Source organism: Bradyrhizobium ingae (assembly GCF_055791185.1).
Map to the genome: position 1 here is coordinate 97701 of NZ_JBVUBB010000001.1, position 15292 is coordinate 112992.

Here is a 15292-nt window from a genome sequence, read left to right on the forward strand (position 1 = left end):
CGCGCGGTCAGCGCTAGCGCCACATGCCCCGCATCCTGGCTCCAATATCGATCTTCGGCCCCTGCGACGCGGTCCGCGCTGTGCCGGCTTGCGCCTTCGGCCAGGTCGTCCGCTCGAACAGCGGCACGAGCGCTTCCGGAATGAAACGGGTACGCGAGGCGTAGACGTGGCGGTCGCCCGAGGCAGCCTGACCATGGGTGAAAAAACGCTGCGGCACGATCAAATGCAAGTCGTCTTTGGCACGGGTCATCGCGACGTAGAGCAGACGGCGCTCCTCCTCCAGTTCGGCGCTGGTGCCGGCGCCGAGATCGGACGGCATGCAGCCGTCGACAACGTTGAGCAGGAATACCGATTTCCACTCCTGGCCCTTGGCGGAGTGGATGGTGGAGAGGATCAGATAGTCCTCGTCGAGCAGGGGAACACCGGCCTGGTCGGACGTCGCATTCGGCGGATCGAGCGTGAGCTCGGTGAGGAATTTTTCGCGCGAGACATAGCCGCTGGCGATCTGCTCGAGCTGCACGAGATCGGCGCGGCGCGTCTCGGCGTCTTCATGGATGCGGTCGAGATGCGGCTCGTACCAGAGGCGCGCGCGCTCGAGGTCGGCCGGCCATTCGGAATAGCTGAGGTTTTCGACCGTGCGAATGAAAGCAATCCAGTCGTCCCCGGTCCGCGGCGGCGCGGGCAGTTTTGCAAGCGCGGCAAGCGGCGAGGGGCTCTCGGCCATGTGATCGAGCACGCGCTGCGCCGTTGCAGGTCCGACCCCGGGCAACAGATGCAGGATGCGAAAGCCCGCGACACGGTCGCGCGGATTCTCGACGAAGCGCAGCAGCGCCAGCATGTCCTTGACGTGGGCAGCATCGAGGAATTTCAGGCCGCCGAACTTGACGAAGGGGATGTTGCGGCGGGTCAACTCGATTTCCAGCGGGCCCGAATGCGAGGAGGTGCGGAACAGCACCGCCTGGTGCTTGAGCAGCGAGCCCTGCTCGCGATTGGCCAGGACCTGCTCGACGATGTAGCGCGCCTGCTCGGCCTCGTCGCGCACGGCGACGAGCTGCGGCTTGTGCGAGGAGGTACGGTCGGTCCAGAGGTTCTTGGTGAAGCGTTCGCGTGCAAGGCCGATCACGCCATTGGCCGCCGCCAGCACCGCTTGCGTCGAGCGGTAATTGCGGTCGAGCGTGATGATCGCGGCTCGCGGCGAAAAGCTTTGCGGGAACTCGAGGATGTTGCGCACGGTGGCGGCGCGGAAGGAGTAGATCGACTGCGCATCGTCGCCGACCACGGTCAGGCCGCGGCCTTCCGGCTTCAGCGCCAGCAGGATGGTGGATTGCAGGCGGTTGGTGTCCTGGTATTCGTCGACCAGCACGTGATCGAAGCGGCCGCCGATTTCTTCGGCGATCAGCGCGTCGCTCATCATCTGCGCCCAGTAGAGCAGGAGGTCGTCATAGTCGAGCACGTGCTGGGACTGCTTGGCCTCGACATAGGCCGCGAACAACCGCTTCAGCTCCGAAGCCCAGCCCGCGCACCAGGGATAATGCTGGCCGAGCACCTTCTCGATCTCCATCTCGGCGTTGACGCAGCGGGAATAGATCGACAGGCAGGTGCCCTTGGCGGGAAAACGGCTTTCGGTCCGCGACAATCCGCAGTCGTGCCGCACGAGGTTCATCAGGTCTGCGGAATCCTCGCGGTCGTGGATGGTGAAGGCAGGATCGACGCCGATCCGCTCGGCATATTCGCGCAAGAGCCGCGCGCCGATGCCGTGGAACGTGCCGGCCCAGCTCAAGGCGTCGCGCATGATCGCGGCGTTGTTCTCGCCCAGCACTTTTCTGGCGATCCGCTCCACGCGCGCGGCCATCTCGGCGGCCGCACGGCGCGAAAACGTCATCAGCAGGATCCGGCGCGGATCGGCGCCCGCGACGATCAAATGCGCGACCCGGTGGGCGAGCGTATTGGTCTTGCCGGAACCCGCGCCGGCAATGACGAGGAGGGGGCCGCCGACGGTGGTGCCATCAGCCACGCCATGCTCGACGGCGCGGCGCTGCTCGGCATTCAGCGTGTCCAGATATGTCGCAACCGCCACGAATCGCCCCGGTGAAAGTCGCAGATTCAGCGATCCGTCTGCGATCCGCAATGCGGCTGGACGGGAGGTGCATTAGGATTTAGGGGAGAAGCTCGCCCCTGGTTCCAGCCTCATGCCCCGGATGACCGAGCAAGATACCGATCAGTTCGAGATGCGCCGGATGGAGTCGCTGAGCAACACCATTTTCGGCGTCGCCATGACTCTGCTCGCCTATAGTCTGCCCAAAGCCGATGAGCTCAAGACGGCGCCGACCTGGAGCGATCTCGACCATCTCTATTCCGGACGCGTGGCAGGCCTGATCCTGACCTTCATCGTCGCCGGCGTGTTCTGGATCAGTCATCATCGTCGCCTGGCGCGCCAGCCCGAGGCTGGCCGAGGCGTGGTGCTGCTTAATCTGTGTTTCCTGCTCTCGATCATCCTGCTGCCGGTCACCAACGGGCTCTATGGCAGTTACCGGCTGAGCAGTGCCGTCGCGGTGCTCTATGGCCTGCATCTGACCGCGATTGCGGGCCTCAATGCCTGGCTATGGTGGTTCGCGGCCCGGGCCGGCCGCCTTCACGAGATCCTTCCTGCGATCTTTCCCGTGCTCGTGTTCGTGCCGGGCACGATCGTAGCCGCGATCGCGCCGGAATATGCGCAATTCGTCTGGTTTCTCGCCTTCGGCGCCTTATTGATGCGCCGGTTCGTCAGGGTGAATCCGGTCAGAAAGGCCTGAGAAGGTCATCCGCTGTCCGCTGTCGCGCCAAACCCATCGGCGGGGAGGAAAAGCTTGATCGGGCGAATCTCGTAGACCGCGCTCGGATTGGCCTTGCGCAGCTCCCGTGCGGCGGCAATCGCGCCGGCCTCGTCCGAAAACTCCATGATGTAGAAGCCGAGGAGCTGCTCCTTGGTTTCGGCAAAGGGCCCGTCCAGCACCATGCCCGCGCCAGGGCCGCGCAGCGTGCGCGCCTTCCTGGTCTCGTCGAGCCGCGCCGCGGGCCCGAAATGTCCGTTGGCCTTCAAGGAGTCTTGTGCCTCGCGAAGGCCGGCCATGACGGCGGCGTCCTCCGCTTTCGTCCAGGACATGACCTCGCTTTCCACGTGATAGGCCAGGATGGCGTAGAACATCGTCACCTCGCTTGCTTTGCACCTTTGCCGGTCCAAGGACGTATGAAGGCCGATGAGTCCGACAATCGCCGATCTGGAAATATTGCGTGATCGCGCGGGCAAGAAACCGTCCTCAACCCCGATTGTCGGCTGCACCTTGAAAGCGGGTTCCCCCCGATCGCGACTGATGGCGACGAAGAACACGACAGGCCGCGCGCGCCACCGCGGTGCGTGAAAGATATAGTTTAGCTGTCCCCGCGGTCAGGATTCGTTCAGCACCTGCTTGACGAGTTGCTCGCGCAACCTGGCGAGCTCGCCGCTTGCAGTCATCTCCTCGATCACCTTTCCGACCTTCGGCACCAGATCGCGGTGGCGCTCGTGCAGATAGTGGTAGATGTCGATCCGCTCCAGCGGCGGCGAAAGCGGATAGATCCGTGCTTGCAGGTTGAGCTTGCGGATCGCGACGAGACCGCTGAACAGGTCGGTGACGATCAGGTCGAAGCGGTCGGCGTCGAGCATCTGGATCAGGCTTTCAAGGTTCGTGGTCGCGGTGACGCGGCTAAATCCATGCGTCCCGTTCTCCGAAGAGCCGACACCGCGCACGATGCCGACGCTGTAGTCCTTGATCGAATCCCAGCCGGCAACGTCAAAACGAAGCTTCGTAGCGAAGACCGCCGGCTCGATATAGTTGATCGCGGGCGTGACCCGGACAAGCGTCGGGTAATCCTTGGACAGCGTGCCGATGCGCTGGATCTCGCCGTCAAGCTCCCCGGTGCTCGAAAGCGCGAGCGCGCGCTTCCCAGGCACATCCTCGAATTCGAGCTTGATGTTCAGCCGCGCATAGACCGCGCGCAGCATCTCACCACCGACATACTGGTCGGGAATGTTGGCGATCCGCGCGAGCCGGATGACCGACTGTGCCTGTGAGGGGGGAGCGAACAGTAGCAGCGCCCCGACCAGACATATCCGCCACATGACGCGTCTCCCGTTCGTCCTTGCTACCACTGGATTCATGAAGCGGTGCGATCTACCGCGGATGGTGATGGGCCCCCGCGAATCACAGCGACCATCCGCCGCCGCGATGTGGAACTACTCCGCACTTTCACCGATGACATTTTAGCACGCATGATGCTAGCTTGCGCAGGCTTCCTGCGGCTGGGCGCAAAAATTGACCCCCACAGACGAATCATCGTCCAGGATACGGCAGGGAGGCTGAGCGAGCGGGTCGGGTCTTCCAGGGAGGCCGAACTGTCGAACCGCGGCAGGCCGCAAGGGGCCGACGCAGGATTGTCGCCATCTCGGGGGAGTGGTGCATGGGCAACACGGATGAGCACGATCCCAATCGCGGCCGCGCCATTGCGCCGGCAGCCGCGAATGAGGATTTGCCTCGAATCGGGGGCGGGATCGGCTTCCCGCTGCCGCGCGTATTCTCGTGGTTTCGCAGCGGCATCGGCCGCCGCTTGCTCGCCGCTGTGCTGCTGTTCTCCTCGATCGTGACGCTGACCCTGACCGCGCTTCAGCTCTATCTCGACTACGACCGCGAGATGGGCATCATCGAGACGCGGCTCAACGAGATCGGCCGCAGCTATCTCGGCAGCCTCGGCGAGAGCCTCTGGAGCCTGGACAAGAACCAGCTCGAGCTTCAGCTCAACGGCATCATGCGACTGCCCGACATTCAAGCGGTCGAGGTTCGCGAGTTCGCCGATCGTCCGAATCCGATTCGCGTGGTGGCCGGCGAAAGCGGCGGCCGCGCTGTGGTGGTCCGTGACTATCCCATCGACTACGCCACGCAAGGCGAGAAGCACAGGATCGGCACGCTGCATGTCGAGGCGACGCTGACCGACGTCTACAGGCAGCTGCTGAACCGGGCCCTGATCATCCTGGCGAGCCAGGCCGCCAAGACGTTTCTCGTCTCACTCTTCATCATCTACATGTTCCATCTGCTGGTGACCCGGCATCTGGTCGCCATCGCCGAGTTCGTCAGCAAATACACGCTGGCGCGGCCGCAGCCGCTATTGCATCTGGAACGCGAGCCATCGCACGAGGTCGACGAGCTCGACAAGGTGATCGACGCGTTCAACGCCATGTCCGCGAGCCTGCAGCGTGCCTATGGCGATCTGCGTCTTGCCAATACCAATCTGGAACGCGATCTCCAGGTTCGGCGGCGTGCCGAGAGTGACGCGCGCCGCAGTGAGCAGCGTTTCCGCGACTACGCGGAAACCGCCTCCGACTGGTTCTGGGAGACCGGGCCGGATCACGTGTTCACCTATATCTCGGATCGCGCGGGCACCTTCGGTATGGTGCGTGATCTCGTGATCGGCAGGCGGCGTCCCGACGGCGCAATCGATCGGGAGGCCGAGCCGCAGAAATGGCGCGACCACATGGCTGCACTCGATCGCCACGAGCCATTTCGCAAGTTCGAGTATCGCGGCCGCGATGCCGCCGGACGCATCAGGCATTTCAGCGTCAACGGCCGGCCAGTGTTCGACGCCGCCGGTCGGTTCCTGGGCTATCGCGGCTCGACCACCGACCTCACCGACCAGCACGAGACCGAGGAGCGGTTGCGGCAATCGCAGAAGATGGATGCGATCGGTCAGCTCACCGGCGGCGTCGCGCATGATTTCAACAACGTGCTGACGGTCATCACCGGGACCATCGAGATCCTTCAGGAAGGTCTTGCCGACAAGCCGCAGCTTGCCGCGATCGCGCAGCTCATCGACGATGCGGCGACGCGCGGCGCCGAGATCACCTCTCAGCTCCTGACCTTCGCGAGGCGCCAGCCGCTCGACCCGCGGGAAATCGACGTCAACGGTCTCGTGGTCGAGACCTCGCGTCTGCTCAAGCCCATCCTCGGCGAGCACGTCGAGATCGACACCGAGCTCGCCGAGGATGCGTGGTTCGCGATGGCCGATCCGTCACAGCTTTCCTCGGCAATTGTCAATCTCGCCGTCAACGCGCGTGACGCCATGCCGGGCGGCGGCAAGCTCACGCTTCGGACCGCCAATCGCGTACTCGAAGGCCCCGGCGAGTCCGGGGATCGCGACATGGAGGCCGGCGAGTTCGTGATGATCGCGGTCGCCGATACCGGCCACGGCATCCCCGCCGACATCCGAGACCGCGTGTTCGAGCCGTTCTTCACCACCAAGGGCGTCGGCCGCGGCACCGGGCTCGGACTCAGCATGGTCTACGGCTTTGCCAAGCAGACCGGGGGCACCGTCGCGATCGAGAGCGAGGAAGGTTCTGGTACGGTGGTGAAGCTGTTTCTGCCGCGTTCCATCGGCAGAATGGTAAGCCAGGCCGGCCCCGTGGCCGCGCCCAGCCTGGCACGCGGACACGAGACGATCCTGGTGGTCGAGGATGATCCGTTGGTGCAGGGCTATGTGATCGCCCAGCTCGGCAGTCTCGGCTACCGCACGCTGGTTGCAGGCGATGGCGCCGCCGCGCTCGCGCTGGTGGGGCAGGGCGTCAAGTTCGATCTCCTGTTCACCGACATCATCATGCCCGGCGGTATGAACGGACGGGAATTGGCGGAGGCGATCCGCAAGCATCGTACGGATGTGAGGGTACTCTACACATCGGGCTATACCGACGACGCCATCGTGCATGACGGCCACCTCGATCCCGGCGTGGCGCTGCTGAGAAAACCGTACCGGAAGTCGGAACTGTCGCAGAAGATCCGCGAAGTGCTGACTGGCAGCCTGCCGTATTGACCTTGCGGGAAGCGCTAAAGACCAGCACGTGCGCAAAAAAGAAAAGGCGCGGCAGGGGAAAGCCCCGTCGCGCCCGATCTGTTGTCTCGCTGGTCCAGGGCTGAGAACGCCCCGTTGCCAACCTTTGACGTCACGTTTTTACGTCAAAGCCTAGCGGGCGATCCCAGCGAGGTGACAGCGCTTGAGATAAGACACTGGATCACCTCCTTTCGTTGGTTTCGGGACACTCAATATAGGTCGAGATCGCGCTGAAGTTAAGGGGCGGAATTGTTGCCGCCGGTCTGGAATAAATATTCGTCTGTGATGATCTCGTCGTGCGCTTAGTCGTCGTCTTCATCGGCGGCGGCAAGGGCCGGGCCGTCCGTCTCGGCAAATCCGGCCTGCAACACCTCCTCGCGCTTATGGCGCAGGTGGGCCCGCAGGATGTGGGAAAGGCCGGTACCGTCGCGCCGCTGGAGCGCATTGAGGATCGCTTCGTGTTCCCTGACGGCGAGCGCCCAGCGCCGCGGCGTCATCGGCGTAACGTAGCGAGCCCGGCGAATGCGCGCCGTCACGGAGTTATAGAGACTCGCGAGCACGGGATTGCCGGCGGCGGTGACGATCGCTTCGTGGATGGCACGATTGCAGCGGTAGTACTGGATGAGATCGCCATCGCGATAATGCTGCTCCATCGCCGTTTGCGCGGCGGCAATCTCGTCGATCTCGTCCTCGGTGATGCGCTCGCAGGCAAGTTCGCCGGCGAGCGCCTCGAGGCCCTGGCAGACCTCGAAGAGGTCGCGCATATCTTTGTCGGTCAGCTTTGCCGCACGCGAGCCGCGATGGGGCAGCAACTGCACGAGGCCTTCCGCGGCGAGCACCTTCAGTGCCTCGCGCAGCGGCGTGCGCGAGATCTGGAGCCGCTCGCACAGTTCGCGCTCGGGAATCCGCGCGCCCGGCGGGATTTCGCCCTCGATCAGGATAACGCGGATGCGGCTGACGACGTCCTCATGAAGCATGGGACAAGCCTCTATTTTGCATGCAAAAGTGAGCTTATAGATCAAAAATACTTAAGTTCCAGCTTGAAAATTCCAAATTTTGCATTCAAAAATGCAAAAAACAAAAGGGACGTGAGGAAATGGACCTCCAAGTCGCAGAGGCGGAAGACCTCGTTTTCGAGCGTGAGGAGGGCATCGGGCGGATCACTTTCAACCGCCCGCGGGCCCGCAACGCGTTCACTTTTGCGATGTATGAGCGGCTAGCCGCGATTTGCGAAGAGGCGAACAGCGATCATTCCATCAAGGTGTTGGTGCTGCGCGGTGCGGGCGACAAGGCCTTCGCCTCGGGCACGGACATCAACCAGTTTCGCGAATTCGGGACGTCGCAGGACGCGCTCGATTACGAGAACCGGATCGATCGCGTACTCACCACGCTCGAGCAATGCCGGGTGCCGACGATCGCGGCGATCAACGGCTTCTGCACCGGCGGAGGGGCGGGCATAGCGGCCGCCTGCGATCTGCGCATCGGCACGAAGAGCGCGCGTATCGGATTTCCCATCGCGCGAACGCTCGGCAATTGCCTGTCGATGTCCAATGTCAGCCGTCTCACCGCGCTTATTGGGGCCGCGCGCGTCAAGGATCTGATCTTCACTGCGCGCCTCGTCGACGCCGCCGAAGCCGCAGGCGTCGGTCTGCTCGGCGAGATCGTCGAGGATGGCGCGGCACTCGACAAGCGTGCCGACGAGGTCGCCCGCCTGCTCGCCAGCCACGCGCCGCTGACGCTGAACGCGACGAAGCAGGCGGTGGCCCGCCTGCAAAAGCGGCTGACGCGGGACGAGGGCGAAGACCTCATCCTGATGTGCTACACGAGCCAGGATTTTCGCGAAGGGCTCGATGCTTTCCTTAGCAAGCGTGCCCCGCAATGGCGCGGCCGATAGGACGGGCCGATGAAAAAGGATCAATCGCACTCCACCGCTCGCCCCACCGGACCGCTGGCCGGCCTCAAGGTGATCGATCTCACCCATGTCATGGCCGGGCCGACCTGCACGCTGATGCTCGCCGACATGGGGGCGGACGTCATCAAGATCGAGAAATGGCCGAACGGCGACGACACCCGCCATTCGGTGCCGCCGAAGATCGGTGACGAGGCCGCCTCCTTCCTGATGATGAACCGCAACAAGCGCGGCATCGTGCTGGACTTGAAGACAGCGGGCGGCAAGGAGGTGTTGCGACGGCTGATCGCGAGCGCCGACGTGCTGGTCGAGAATTTTGCGCCGGGCGCCATGGAGCGCCTCGGCTTCGGCTACGATGACCTGCACCGAGAGTTTCCGGCGCTGATTTATTGCTCGCTCTCGGGCTTTGGCCGCACAGGTCCCTACAAGCACCGTCGCGGCTTCGATCTCGTCGCGCAGGCGATGAGCGGCATCATGAGTTTTACCGGCGAGCGCCCCGATGGTCCCCCGGTGAAATGCGGCCCGCCGCTGTCCGATATCACCGCTGGCCTGCTCGCGAGCATGGGCATCCTTGCTGCCTACACGCACCGCCTGAAGACCGGCGAGGGGCAGTGGGTCGAGACCTCGCTCTATGAAGCAGCCCTGGTGCAGACCTATTGGCAATCGACGATTGCGCTGGCCGCGGGCACGGCGCCACGCGCGATGGGCTCGGCTCATCCGCTCAACGCGCCGTATCAGGCCTTTGAAGCATCCGACGGCTGGCTGGTGGTCGGCGGCGCCAACAAGAAGCATTGGCTGCTGATGCTGGAGGCGCTTGGCGCGAGCGAGCTCGCCGCCGATCCGCGCTTCATCACCGGTGCCGACCGCATGGCGCATCTGAAGGAGCTTGAGGAGGTTTTGGGCAAACGCTTCCGCACCGGGACGCGGGCGCATTGGCTCGCGGCGCTGGATGAGAAGGGCGTGCCGTGCGGACCCGTGCACGACATGCTGGAAGCCCTGAGCGATCCGCAGACGCTGGCGCGCGAGATGGTCGTCGAGGTCGAGCATTCGACGCTCGGTCCGGTGAAAACCATCGGGCTACCCGTCAAGTTCTCGGAGACGCCCGGCAAGGTCCGTTCCGGCGCGCCCGTCTATGGCGAGCACACGCGCGAGGTGCTGGCGGAATACGGCTTCGATGAAGAGCAGATCGAAGCGCTCGAAAAACAGGGCGCAATCGTATCAGCGTCCACACCGCGCGAGGAACGAGTCGCCTGACCAAGCGTCGATACGACGGACAAGACCAACAAACAAAAACAAGAAAATCAGCCGGAGGAAAATCATGCGCAGCACGTCAAAACTTCTTCTCTCCGCGGCAGCCATCGTCCTCGCCGGCACGATGCCGGCGTTTGCGGCCTGGCAACCGCAGAAGCCGATCGAGTTCGTCGCCACGGCCGGGCCGGGTGGCGGCACGGACAATCTTGCGCGCGCGGTGCAGAACATCGTCACCAAGTACAAGCTGACGGAGCAACCGATCGTCGTCGTCAACAAGGGCGGTGGCAGCGGCGCCGAAGGCTATGTCTATGGCAAGGCCTCCGCAGGCGATCCCTACAAGGTCATTTTCGGCACGTCGAATGCCTGGCAGCAGCCGCTCGTCTCCAAGGTCGCCTTCAACTACACCGACCTCACCCCGATTGCGGCGATGGCGCAGGACGAGTTTCTGCTCTGGGTCAAGCAGGACGCGCCCTACAAGACCGCGGGCGAATATCTGAAGGCAGCGGCATCGAGCGAATTCAAGATGGGCGGCGCGCAGTCAAAGGACACCGACGAAGTGCTGACCCGCATGATCGAGAAGGCCGGTCACGTCAAGCTGACTTACATCCCCTTCAAGAGTGGCGCCGAGGCCGCCGTGCAACTGGCCGGCGGCCACATCGATTCCCACGTCAACAACCCCAGCGAAAGCCTGGGACAATGGCGCGGCGGAACGCAGCGCCCGCTCTGCGCCTTCAGCCCGAAGCGGCTGCCCCAGGGCCCGAAGATCACCGCGACCGAAGGCTGGAGCGACGTTCCGACCTGCGTCGAGCAGGGCCTCGATATCAAGCAATACGAACAGCCGCGTACGGTATGGCTGCCCGGCAAGGTCACACCGGACCAGACTGCGTTCTATGTCGATCTCATGAAGAAGGTGCAGGCGACGCCGGAATGGAAGGACTACATCGAGAAGACCTCCCAGGTCGACACGTTCCTGACCGGCGGCGACTTCGACAGATTCATCAAAGAGGATCTCGAGCACCTCAAGCAGGTGGCGAGCGAGCAGGGCTGGCTCATCAAGTAAAAGGTTAAGCTGCAATCCTGATGTCACGTATCGGACCGGAGTCCTCGATGATATCGCGCCGCGCTCTTGAACTCTCGACCGCCATGCTCACCGGCAGCTTTGGTATGGCGGTCGTCGTCTCCAGCCTCGACAACGGCATTGGATGGTCGAGCGCGGGTGTCGACGCCGGCACGTTTCCGTTCCTGACCGGTGTTATCATCGTTCTGGGCAGCCTCTACAATCTGGTGCGTGGCGCATTGCCGGCCGTGACGCTCGCGAGCATCCCCGTGGCGATCACACCGACCGAGCTGCGCCGGCTCGCAAGCCTGTTCGTGCCGGCCGCGATCTTCGTTGCTGCGATTCCGCTGCTCGGCATGTATCTCGCCTCGGCCATCTATATCTTCGCGGTGCTGGCGATCCCCAGACATCAATCCGTGCCGCGTGCGCTCGCCATGGCGACGGCGACAGCGCTCGCGCTCTACGTGGTGTTCGAGCGCATGTTCCAGGTCACGCTGCCGCATGGCGCGCTCGCCGCTGCGTTCGGGTTCTGACGGAGAGGCCGATGGATAATCTCGGGGAACTCCTGCACGGCTTCACCATCGCGGTCACGGTGCCGCACCTGGTGCTGATGGTGATCGGCGTGTTGCTCGGAATCCTCGTCGGCGTGCTGCCGGGGCTGGGCGCGCCGAATGGCGTGTCACTGCTCTTGCCGCTGACGTTCGGCATGCAGCCGGTCTCGGCGATCATTCTCCTCTCCAGCATGTACTGGGGCGCCCTATTCGGCGGCTCCGTCACTTCGATCCTTTTCAACATTCCCGGCGAGCCATCGTCCGTGGCGACCACGTTCGACGGCTACCCGATGGCACGCGACGGCCGGCCGACGACGGCACTCGCGACCGCCTTCGGCTCGGCCGCGTTCGGCGCGCTGGTCGGCGTCATCCTGATCACCTTTCTGGCCTCATGGGTTGCGCAGGTCGCGCTCGCCTTCGGGCCGCCGGAATATTTTGCGGTCTATTTCCTCGCCTTTGCGAGCTTTGTCGGCATGGGTGGCGCGGCGCCGATCAAGACGGTCGTGGCGCTCGCGATCGGCTTTGCAATCGCCGCGATCGGCATCGACACCGTTTCGGGTAGCGTGCGCCTCACCATGGGCGTCGACGAACTCGTCAAGGGGGTGAGCTTCGTCGTCGCGGTCATGGGCCTGTTCGGCATCGGCGAGCTCCTGATCGCCGTCGAAGAGGAGGTTCACGCCCGCGCGGTCTCCTCGAAGATCGACTGGGGCGAGGTGTTTCGCGCGGTAGTGCGCCTGCCGCGTCATGGCGTTGCCTTGCTGCGCAGTGCTGCGATCGGATGCTGGATGGGGATCACGCCGGGCGGTCCGACCGCGGCGTCTTTCATGAGTTACGGCATCGCCCGGCGTTTTTCGCGCCGCGGCCGGCATTTCGGCACCGGCGAAGTCGAGGGTATCATCTCACCGGAGACAGCCGATCATGCCGCGGGCACAAGTGCTCTATTGCCGATGCTCTCGCTCGGAATTCCCGGCTCTGCGACTGCGGCCGTCATGATGGGCGGCCTGATGATCTGGGGGCTCAATCCTGGCCCGATGCTGTTTGTCGACCAGAAGGATTTCGTCTGGGGCCTGATCGCCTCGATGTATGTCGGCAACATCGTCGCCGTCGCGCTCGTCCTGCTCACCGTCCCGGTGTTCGCCGCCCTGATGCGCATCCCCTTCGTCGTGATCGCGCCGCTGATCGTGATCATCTGCGTCGTCGGCGCCTATTCGGTGTCGAACTCCTATCTCGACGTGGTCATGATGCTCGGCTTCGGCGTCGTCGGCTATCTCTTCAAGAAGCTGTTCTATCCGCTGGCCCCGCTGGTGCTCGCGATCGTCATCGGCGACAAGGCGGAGGACGCATTCCGGCAGTCGATGCTGATGTCCAAGGGCTCGCTCGGAATTTTCTTTGCCAACCGGCTGGTGACGTGCCTGGTTGTGGCCGGCATCGCGCTGTTGCTGCTTCCGCTGGTGTTGCAGCTCGCACGTCTCTGGCGCAAGCCCGCATCCATCGCCGATACGACAAGCCAGGAAAAGGTGATCATATGAACGCAAAGCCGCTTGTCGCATTGGCGATGGGAGATCCCGCCGGCATCAGCCCCGAGCTGACGGCGAGGCTCGTGGCGCTCGACGACATCCGCGCCCATGCCCGGCTCGTCGTGATCGGCGACCGCCGCATCTTCGACGAAGGCGCGCGCGTCGCCGGCGTTTCTCCAGAGCTGAAGACGGTAGAGAAGGGCGCTGATTGTCGCGCGGCGGAGGGCGACGCGCTGTTTGTCGATCTCGGCCATTTCGATCCCGCGGAGGTCAAACGCGGCGTTGCGAGTCTTGCCGGCGGCAGGTTCGCGCTGACCAATTACCACCACGCGCTCGAGCTTGCCCGCGATGGCCGCGTCGATGCAGTCTGCTTCACCCCGTTCAACAAGCAGGCAATGCGGCTTGCACGCGCCGACTATGACGACGAGATCGCGTTCTCGGCGGAAGTCGCTGGGCTCGAGACCGCGGCGAGCGAGTTCAACGTGCTGGGCGAGCTCTGGAACGCGCGGGTCACCTCGCACATTCCGCTGAAGGACGTCGCGGCGCGATTGTCCGTTGAGCGCATTCATCGCGCGCTGAAGCTGACCGACGGCTGCATGCGCAACGCCGGCTTTGCGCGGCCGCGAATTGCGGTGGCCGGGCTCAACCCGCATGCCGGCGACGGCGGCAATTTCGGTCGCGAGGAAATCGACATCATCGCGCCCGCGGTGGCAGCCGGCCAGCGCGACGGCATCGCTGCCGAGGGGCCGTTCCCGGCCGACACGGTGTTTCTGCGTGCAAAGAACGGTGCCTTCGATGCGGTGCTGACGATGTATCACGACCAGGGACAAATCGCGATGAAGCTCATGGGCTTCGATCGCGGCGTGACTTTGCTCGGCGGCTTTCCGTTTCCGATCTGCACGCCCGCGCATGGCACCGCCTACGACATCGCGGGCAAGGGAATCGCGTCCGCCGGCGCCAGCCGTGCCGCGCTCCTGCTCGCCGTCGAGATGGCCGGCCGTCGCGGCGGGGCGGAGGAGGTGCGGGCCGCAGCGTCCTGACATGGCGGCGTGCGACGGAACAGGGCCTGTTCGCAACGCCCAAAAGGCGCGGTGGACTGTTGAGGCGCCCGGCGCGCCGTGTTAGGTGATCCCCGACGCGGGTGTAGCTCAATGGTAGAGCAGCAGCCTTCCAAGCTGAATACGAGGGTTCGATTCCCTTCACCCGCTCCAATCATTTCAATAGCTTAGCGCGCAACGGCTGTTCATTGCAGCGGCCGCACAATTTCGTCCTGATGACGTTTCGCTTTGCGCGGGGTTGCCGCGCATGGGTCGCGAGATGAGCATCTGCAATCAACAAGCACAGGGCTAGCCGACGCCAGCGGACGAGGCGCTCAGCGATCTCCGAACAGGACTGTGCGGATCGAGGTCAAATGCTTGCGCATTGCGTCCTCCGCGCCTTCTGGATCGTGACTTCTGATCGCGGCGACGATCGCCTCGTGTTCGTTATTTGAATTTTGGACCGGAGCGGGGTTTTGCCCGAGCGCCTGCTCCATGCGCTCGGAGATCAATTTCCGGGCATAGCCGTGGACGGCATCGTGCAGCATCAGCAGCAGAGGGTTTTGTGCCGCTTCCGCGATGGTCCGGTGCAGCCGATCGTCTCCGCTTTTCCAGGACACATACGATTTCGCGCCGTTCATCCCGTCGAGGCAGCGCTGCATGGTTTCGATATCCGCTTGCCTTGCGTGCACGGCGGCTTTTCCCGCAAGCAGCGGCTCGATCATCAACCGGCCTTCCATCACATCGCTCGGGCTGACCGAAGCCATGGCGGCCGAGTCGGGGAGCTGCGCCGTGCGTGGGCCCACGAAGGTGCCTTTCCCGACATGGCGCCAGATCAGACCGTCTTCTTCGAGCCGCTTCAGATGGGTGCGCAGCCGGCCGCGCGGAATCTGGAGAAGCTCCGATAGCTGAGGCTCCGGCAACAACCGTTCGCGACGTTCGCGCAAGGCGTCGTCAACGTAGGCGCGCAAGCGCTGCTCTTCTGGCTGCATTCCGTTCATGGGGGCGGTATGGCCGATTTCCGATGGGATTGAAAGCATAGGAGCGCATCAATGGAAATATTGACATGCATTAATTGT

General features: G+C 63.8%; 13 protein-coding genes and 1 tRNA gene. 9 read left to right on the plus strand and 5 right to left on the minus strand.

All coding sequences use genetic code 11. The features are described from left to right. Window positions 1-13: 13 nt before the first annotated feature. Window positions 14-2077 (minus strand): ATP-dependent helicase, encoded by a 2064-nt coding sequence (locus tag ACV1FX_RS00525; protein WP_473115575.1) that lies wholly within the window; start codon window positions 2075-2077, stop codon window positions 14-16. Between the two features lie 121 nt (window positions 2078-2198). On the opposite strand from ACV1FX_RS00525, the gene ACV1FX_RS00530 reads away from it, so the two are divergent. Next, complete coding sequence (locus tag ACV1FX_RS00530) at window positions 2199-2792, plus strand: TMEM175 family protein (RefSeq protein ID WP_473115576.1); 594 nt, start codon at window positions 2199-2201, stop codon at window positions 2790-2792. 5 nt (window positions 2793-2797) lie between these two features. Here ACV1FX_RS00530 and ACV1FX_RS00535 read toward each other — a convergent pair whose 3' ends face one another. Both ACV1FX_RS00535 and ACV1FX_RS00540 read right to left on the minus strand, forming a co-directional pair. After that, on the minus strand, window positions 2798-3184 hold the full coding sequence (locus tag ACV1FX_RS00535; protein WP_473115577.1) for a YciI family protein: 387 nt from the start codon (window positions 3182-3184) through the stop codon (window positions 2798-2800). A gap of 240 nt (window positions 3185-3424) precedes the next feature. Next, window positions 3425-4138, minus strand: coding sequence for a substrate-binding periplasmic protein (locus ACV1FX_RS00540; protein WP_473115578.1), 714 nt, complete (start codon window positions 4136-4138; stop codon window positions 3425-3427). A 338-nt stretch (window positions 4139-4476) separates the two neighbouring features. On the opposite strand from ACV1FX_RS00540, the gene ACV1FX_RS00545 reads away from it, so the two are divergent. Further along, window positions 4477-6873, plus strand: a complete 2397-nt coding sequence (locus tag ACV1FX_RS00545; protein WP_473115579.1) for an ATP-binding protein — start codon at window positions 4477-4479, stop codon at window positions 6871-6873. Window positions 6874-7193: 320 nt separating this feature from the next. Here the strand turns inward: ACV1FX_RS00545 and ACV1FX_RS00550 are convergent, their stop codons facing one another. Beyond that, window positions 7194-7868 (minus strand): GntR family transcriptional regulator, encoded by a 675-nt coding sequence (locus ACV1FX_RS00550; RefSeq protein ID WP_473115580.1) that lies wholly within the window; start codon window positions 7866-7868, stop codon window positions 7194-7196. Between the two features lie 119 nt (window positions 7869-7987). Here ACV1FX_RS00550 and ACV1FX_RS00555 point away from each other — a divergent pair, with 119 nt between their 5' ends. The 7 genes from ACV1FX_RS00555 (at window position 7988) to ACV1FX_RS00585 (ending at window position 14387) form a co-directional block, all read left to right on the plus strand. Continuing rightward, window positions 7988-8785, plus strand: coding sequence for an enoyl-CoA hydratase/isomerase family protein (locus ACV1FX_RS00555; protein WP_473115581.1), 798 nt, complete (start codon window positions 7988-7990; stop codon window positions 8783-8785). 9 nt (window positions 8786-8794) lie between these two features. Next, window positions 8795-10054, plus strand: a complete 1260-nt coding sequence (locus tag ACV1FX_RS00560) for a CaiB/BaiF CoA transferase family protein (protein WP_473115582.1) — start codon at window positions 8795-8797, stop codon at window positions 10052-10054. 64 nt (window positions 10055-10118) lie between these two features. After that, window positions 10119-11111, plus strand: coding sequence for a Bug family tripartite tricarboxylate transporter substrate binding protein (locus tag ACV1FX_RS00565; RefSeq protein WP_473115583.1), 993 nt, complete (start codon window positions 10119-10121; stop codon window positions 11109-11111). 47 nt (window positions 11112-11158) lie between these two features. Further along, complete coding sequence (locus ACV1FX_RS00570) at window positions 11159-11641, plus strand: tripartite tricarboxylate transporter TctB family protein (RefSeq protein WP_473115584.1); 483 nt, start codon at window positions 11159-11161, stop codon at window positions 11639-11641. Between the two features lie 11 nt (window positions 11642-11652). After that, window positions 11653-13188, plus strand: a complete 1536-nt coding sequence (locus tag ACV1FX_RS00575; protein ID WP_473115585.1) for a tripartite tricarboxylate transporter permease — start codon at window positions 11653-11655, stop codon at window positions 13186-13188. After that, window positions 13185-14216 carry a 4-hydroxythreonine-4-phosphate dehydrogenase PdxA gene (locus ACV1FX_RS00580; protein ID WP_473115586.1) on the plus strand — a complete coding sequence of 344 codons (1032 nt, stop codon included), beginning with the start codon at window positions 13185-13187 and terminating at the stop codon, window positions 14214-14216. The genes ACV1FX_RS00575 and ACV1FX_RS00580 overlap by 4 nt, the downstream gene beginning before the upstream one ends. A 97-nt stretch (window positions 14217-14313) precedes the next feature. After that, window positions 14314-14387 (plus strand) — tRNA-Gly (locus ACV1FX_RS00585). A gap of 161 nt (window positions 14388-14548) precedes the next feature. Here ACV1FX_RS00585 and ACV1FX_RS00590 read toward each other — a convergent pair. After that, entirely contained in the window at window positions 14549-15253 is a 705-nt protein-coding gene (locus ACV1FX_RS00590) for a FadR/GntR family transcriptional regulator (protein ID WP_473115587.1), read from the minus strand. Window positions 15254-15292 lie beyond the last annotated feature (39 nt).

Excerpts from the sequence above, each read along its gene's own strand:
- ACV1FX_RS00550 (WP_473115580.1), bottom strand. The coding sequence starts at position 7,868 with ATGCTTCATGAGGACGTCGTCAGCCGCATCCGCGTTATCCTGATCGAG.
- ACV1FX_RS00590 (WP_473115587.1), bottom strand. The coding sequence starts at position 15,253 with ATGCTTTCAATCCCATCGGAAATCGGCCATACCGCCCCCATGAACGGA.
- ACV1FX_RS00560 (WP_473115582.1), top strand. The coding sequence starts at position 8,795 with ATGAAAAAGGATCAATCGCACTCCACCGCTCGCCCCACCGGACCGCTG.
- ACV1FX_RS00575 (WP_473115585.1), top strand. The coding sequence starts at position 11,653 with ATGGATAATCTCGGGGAACTCCTGCACGGCTTCACCATCGCGGTCACG.
- ACV1FX_RS00540 (WP_473115578.1), bottom strand. The coding sequence starts at position 4,138 with ATGTGGCGGATATGTCTGGTCGGGGCGCTGCTACTGTTCGCTCCCCCC.
- ACV1FX_RS00555 (WP_473115581.1), top strand. The coding sequence starts at position 7,988 with ATGGACCTCCAAGTCGCAGAGGCGGAAGACCTCGTTTTCGAGCGTGAG.
- ACV1FX_RS00535 (WP_473115577.1), bottom strand. The coding sequence starts at position 3,184 with ATGTTCTACGCCATCCTGGCCTATCACGTGGAAAGCGAGGTCATGTCC.
- ACV1FX_RS00565 (WP_473115583.1), top strand. The coding sequence starts at position 10,119 with ATGCGCAGCACGTCAAAACTTCTTCTCTCCGCGGCAGCCATCGTCCTC.
- ACV1FX_RS00545 (WP_473115579.1), top strand. The coding sequence starts at position 4,477 with ATGGGCAACACGGATGAGCACGATCCCAATCGCGGCCGCGCCATTGCG.
- ACV1FX_RS00580 (WP_473115586.1), top strand. The coding sequence starts at position 13,185 with ATGAACGCAAAGCCGCTTGTCGCATTGGCGATGGGAGATCCCGCCGGC.
- ACV1FX_RS00530 (WP_473115576.1), top strand. The coding sequence starts at position 2,199 with ATGACCGAGCAAGATACCGATCAGTTCGAGATGCGCCGGATGGAGTCG.
- ACV1FX_RS00570 (WP_473115584.1), top strand. The coding sequence starts at position 11,159 with ATGATATCGCGCCGCGCTCTTGAACTCTCGACCGCCATGCTCACCGGC.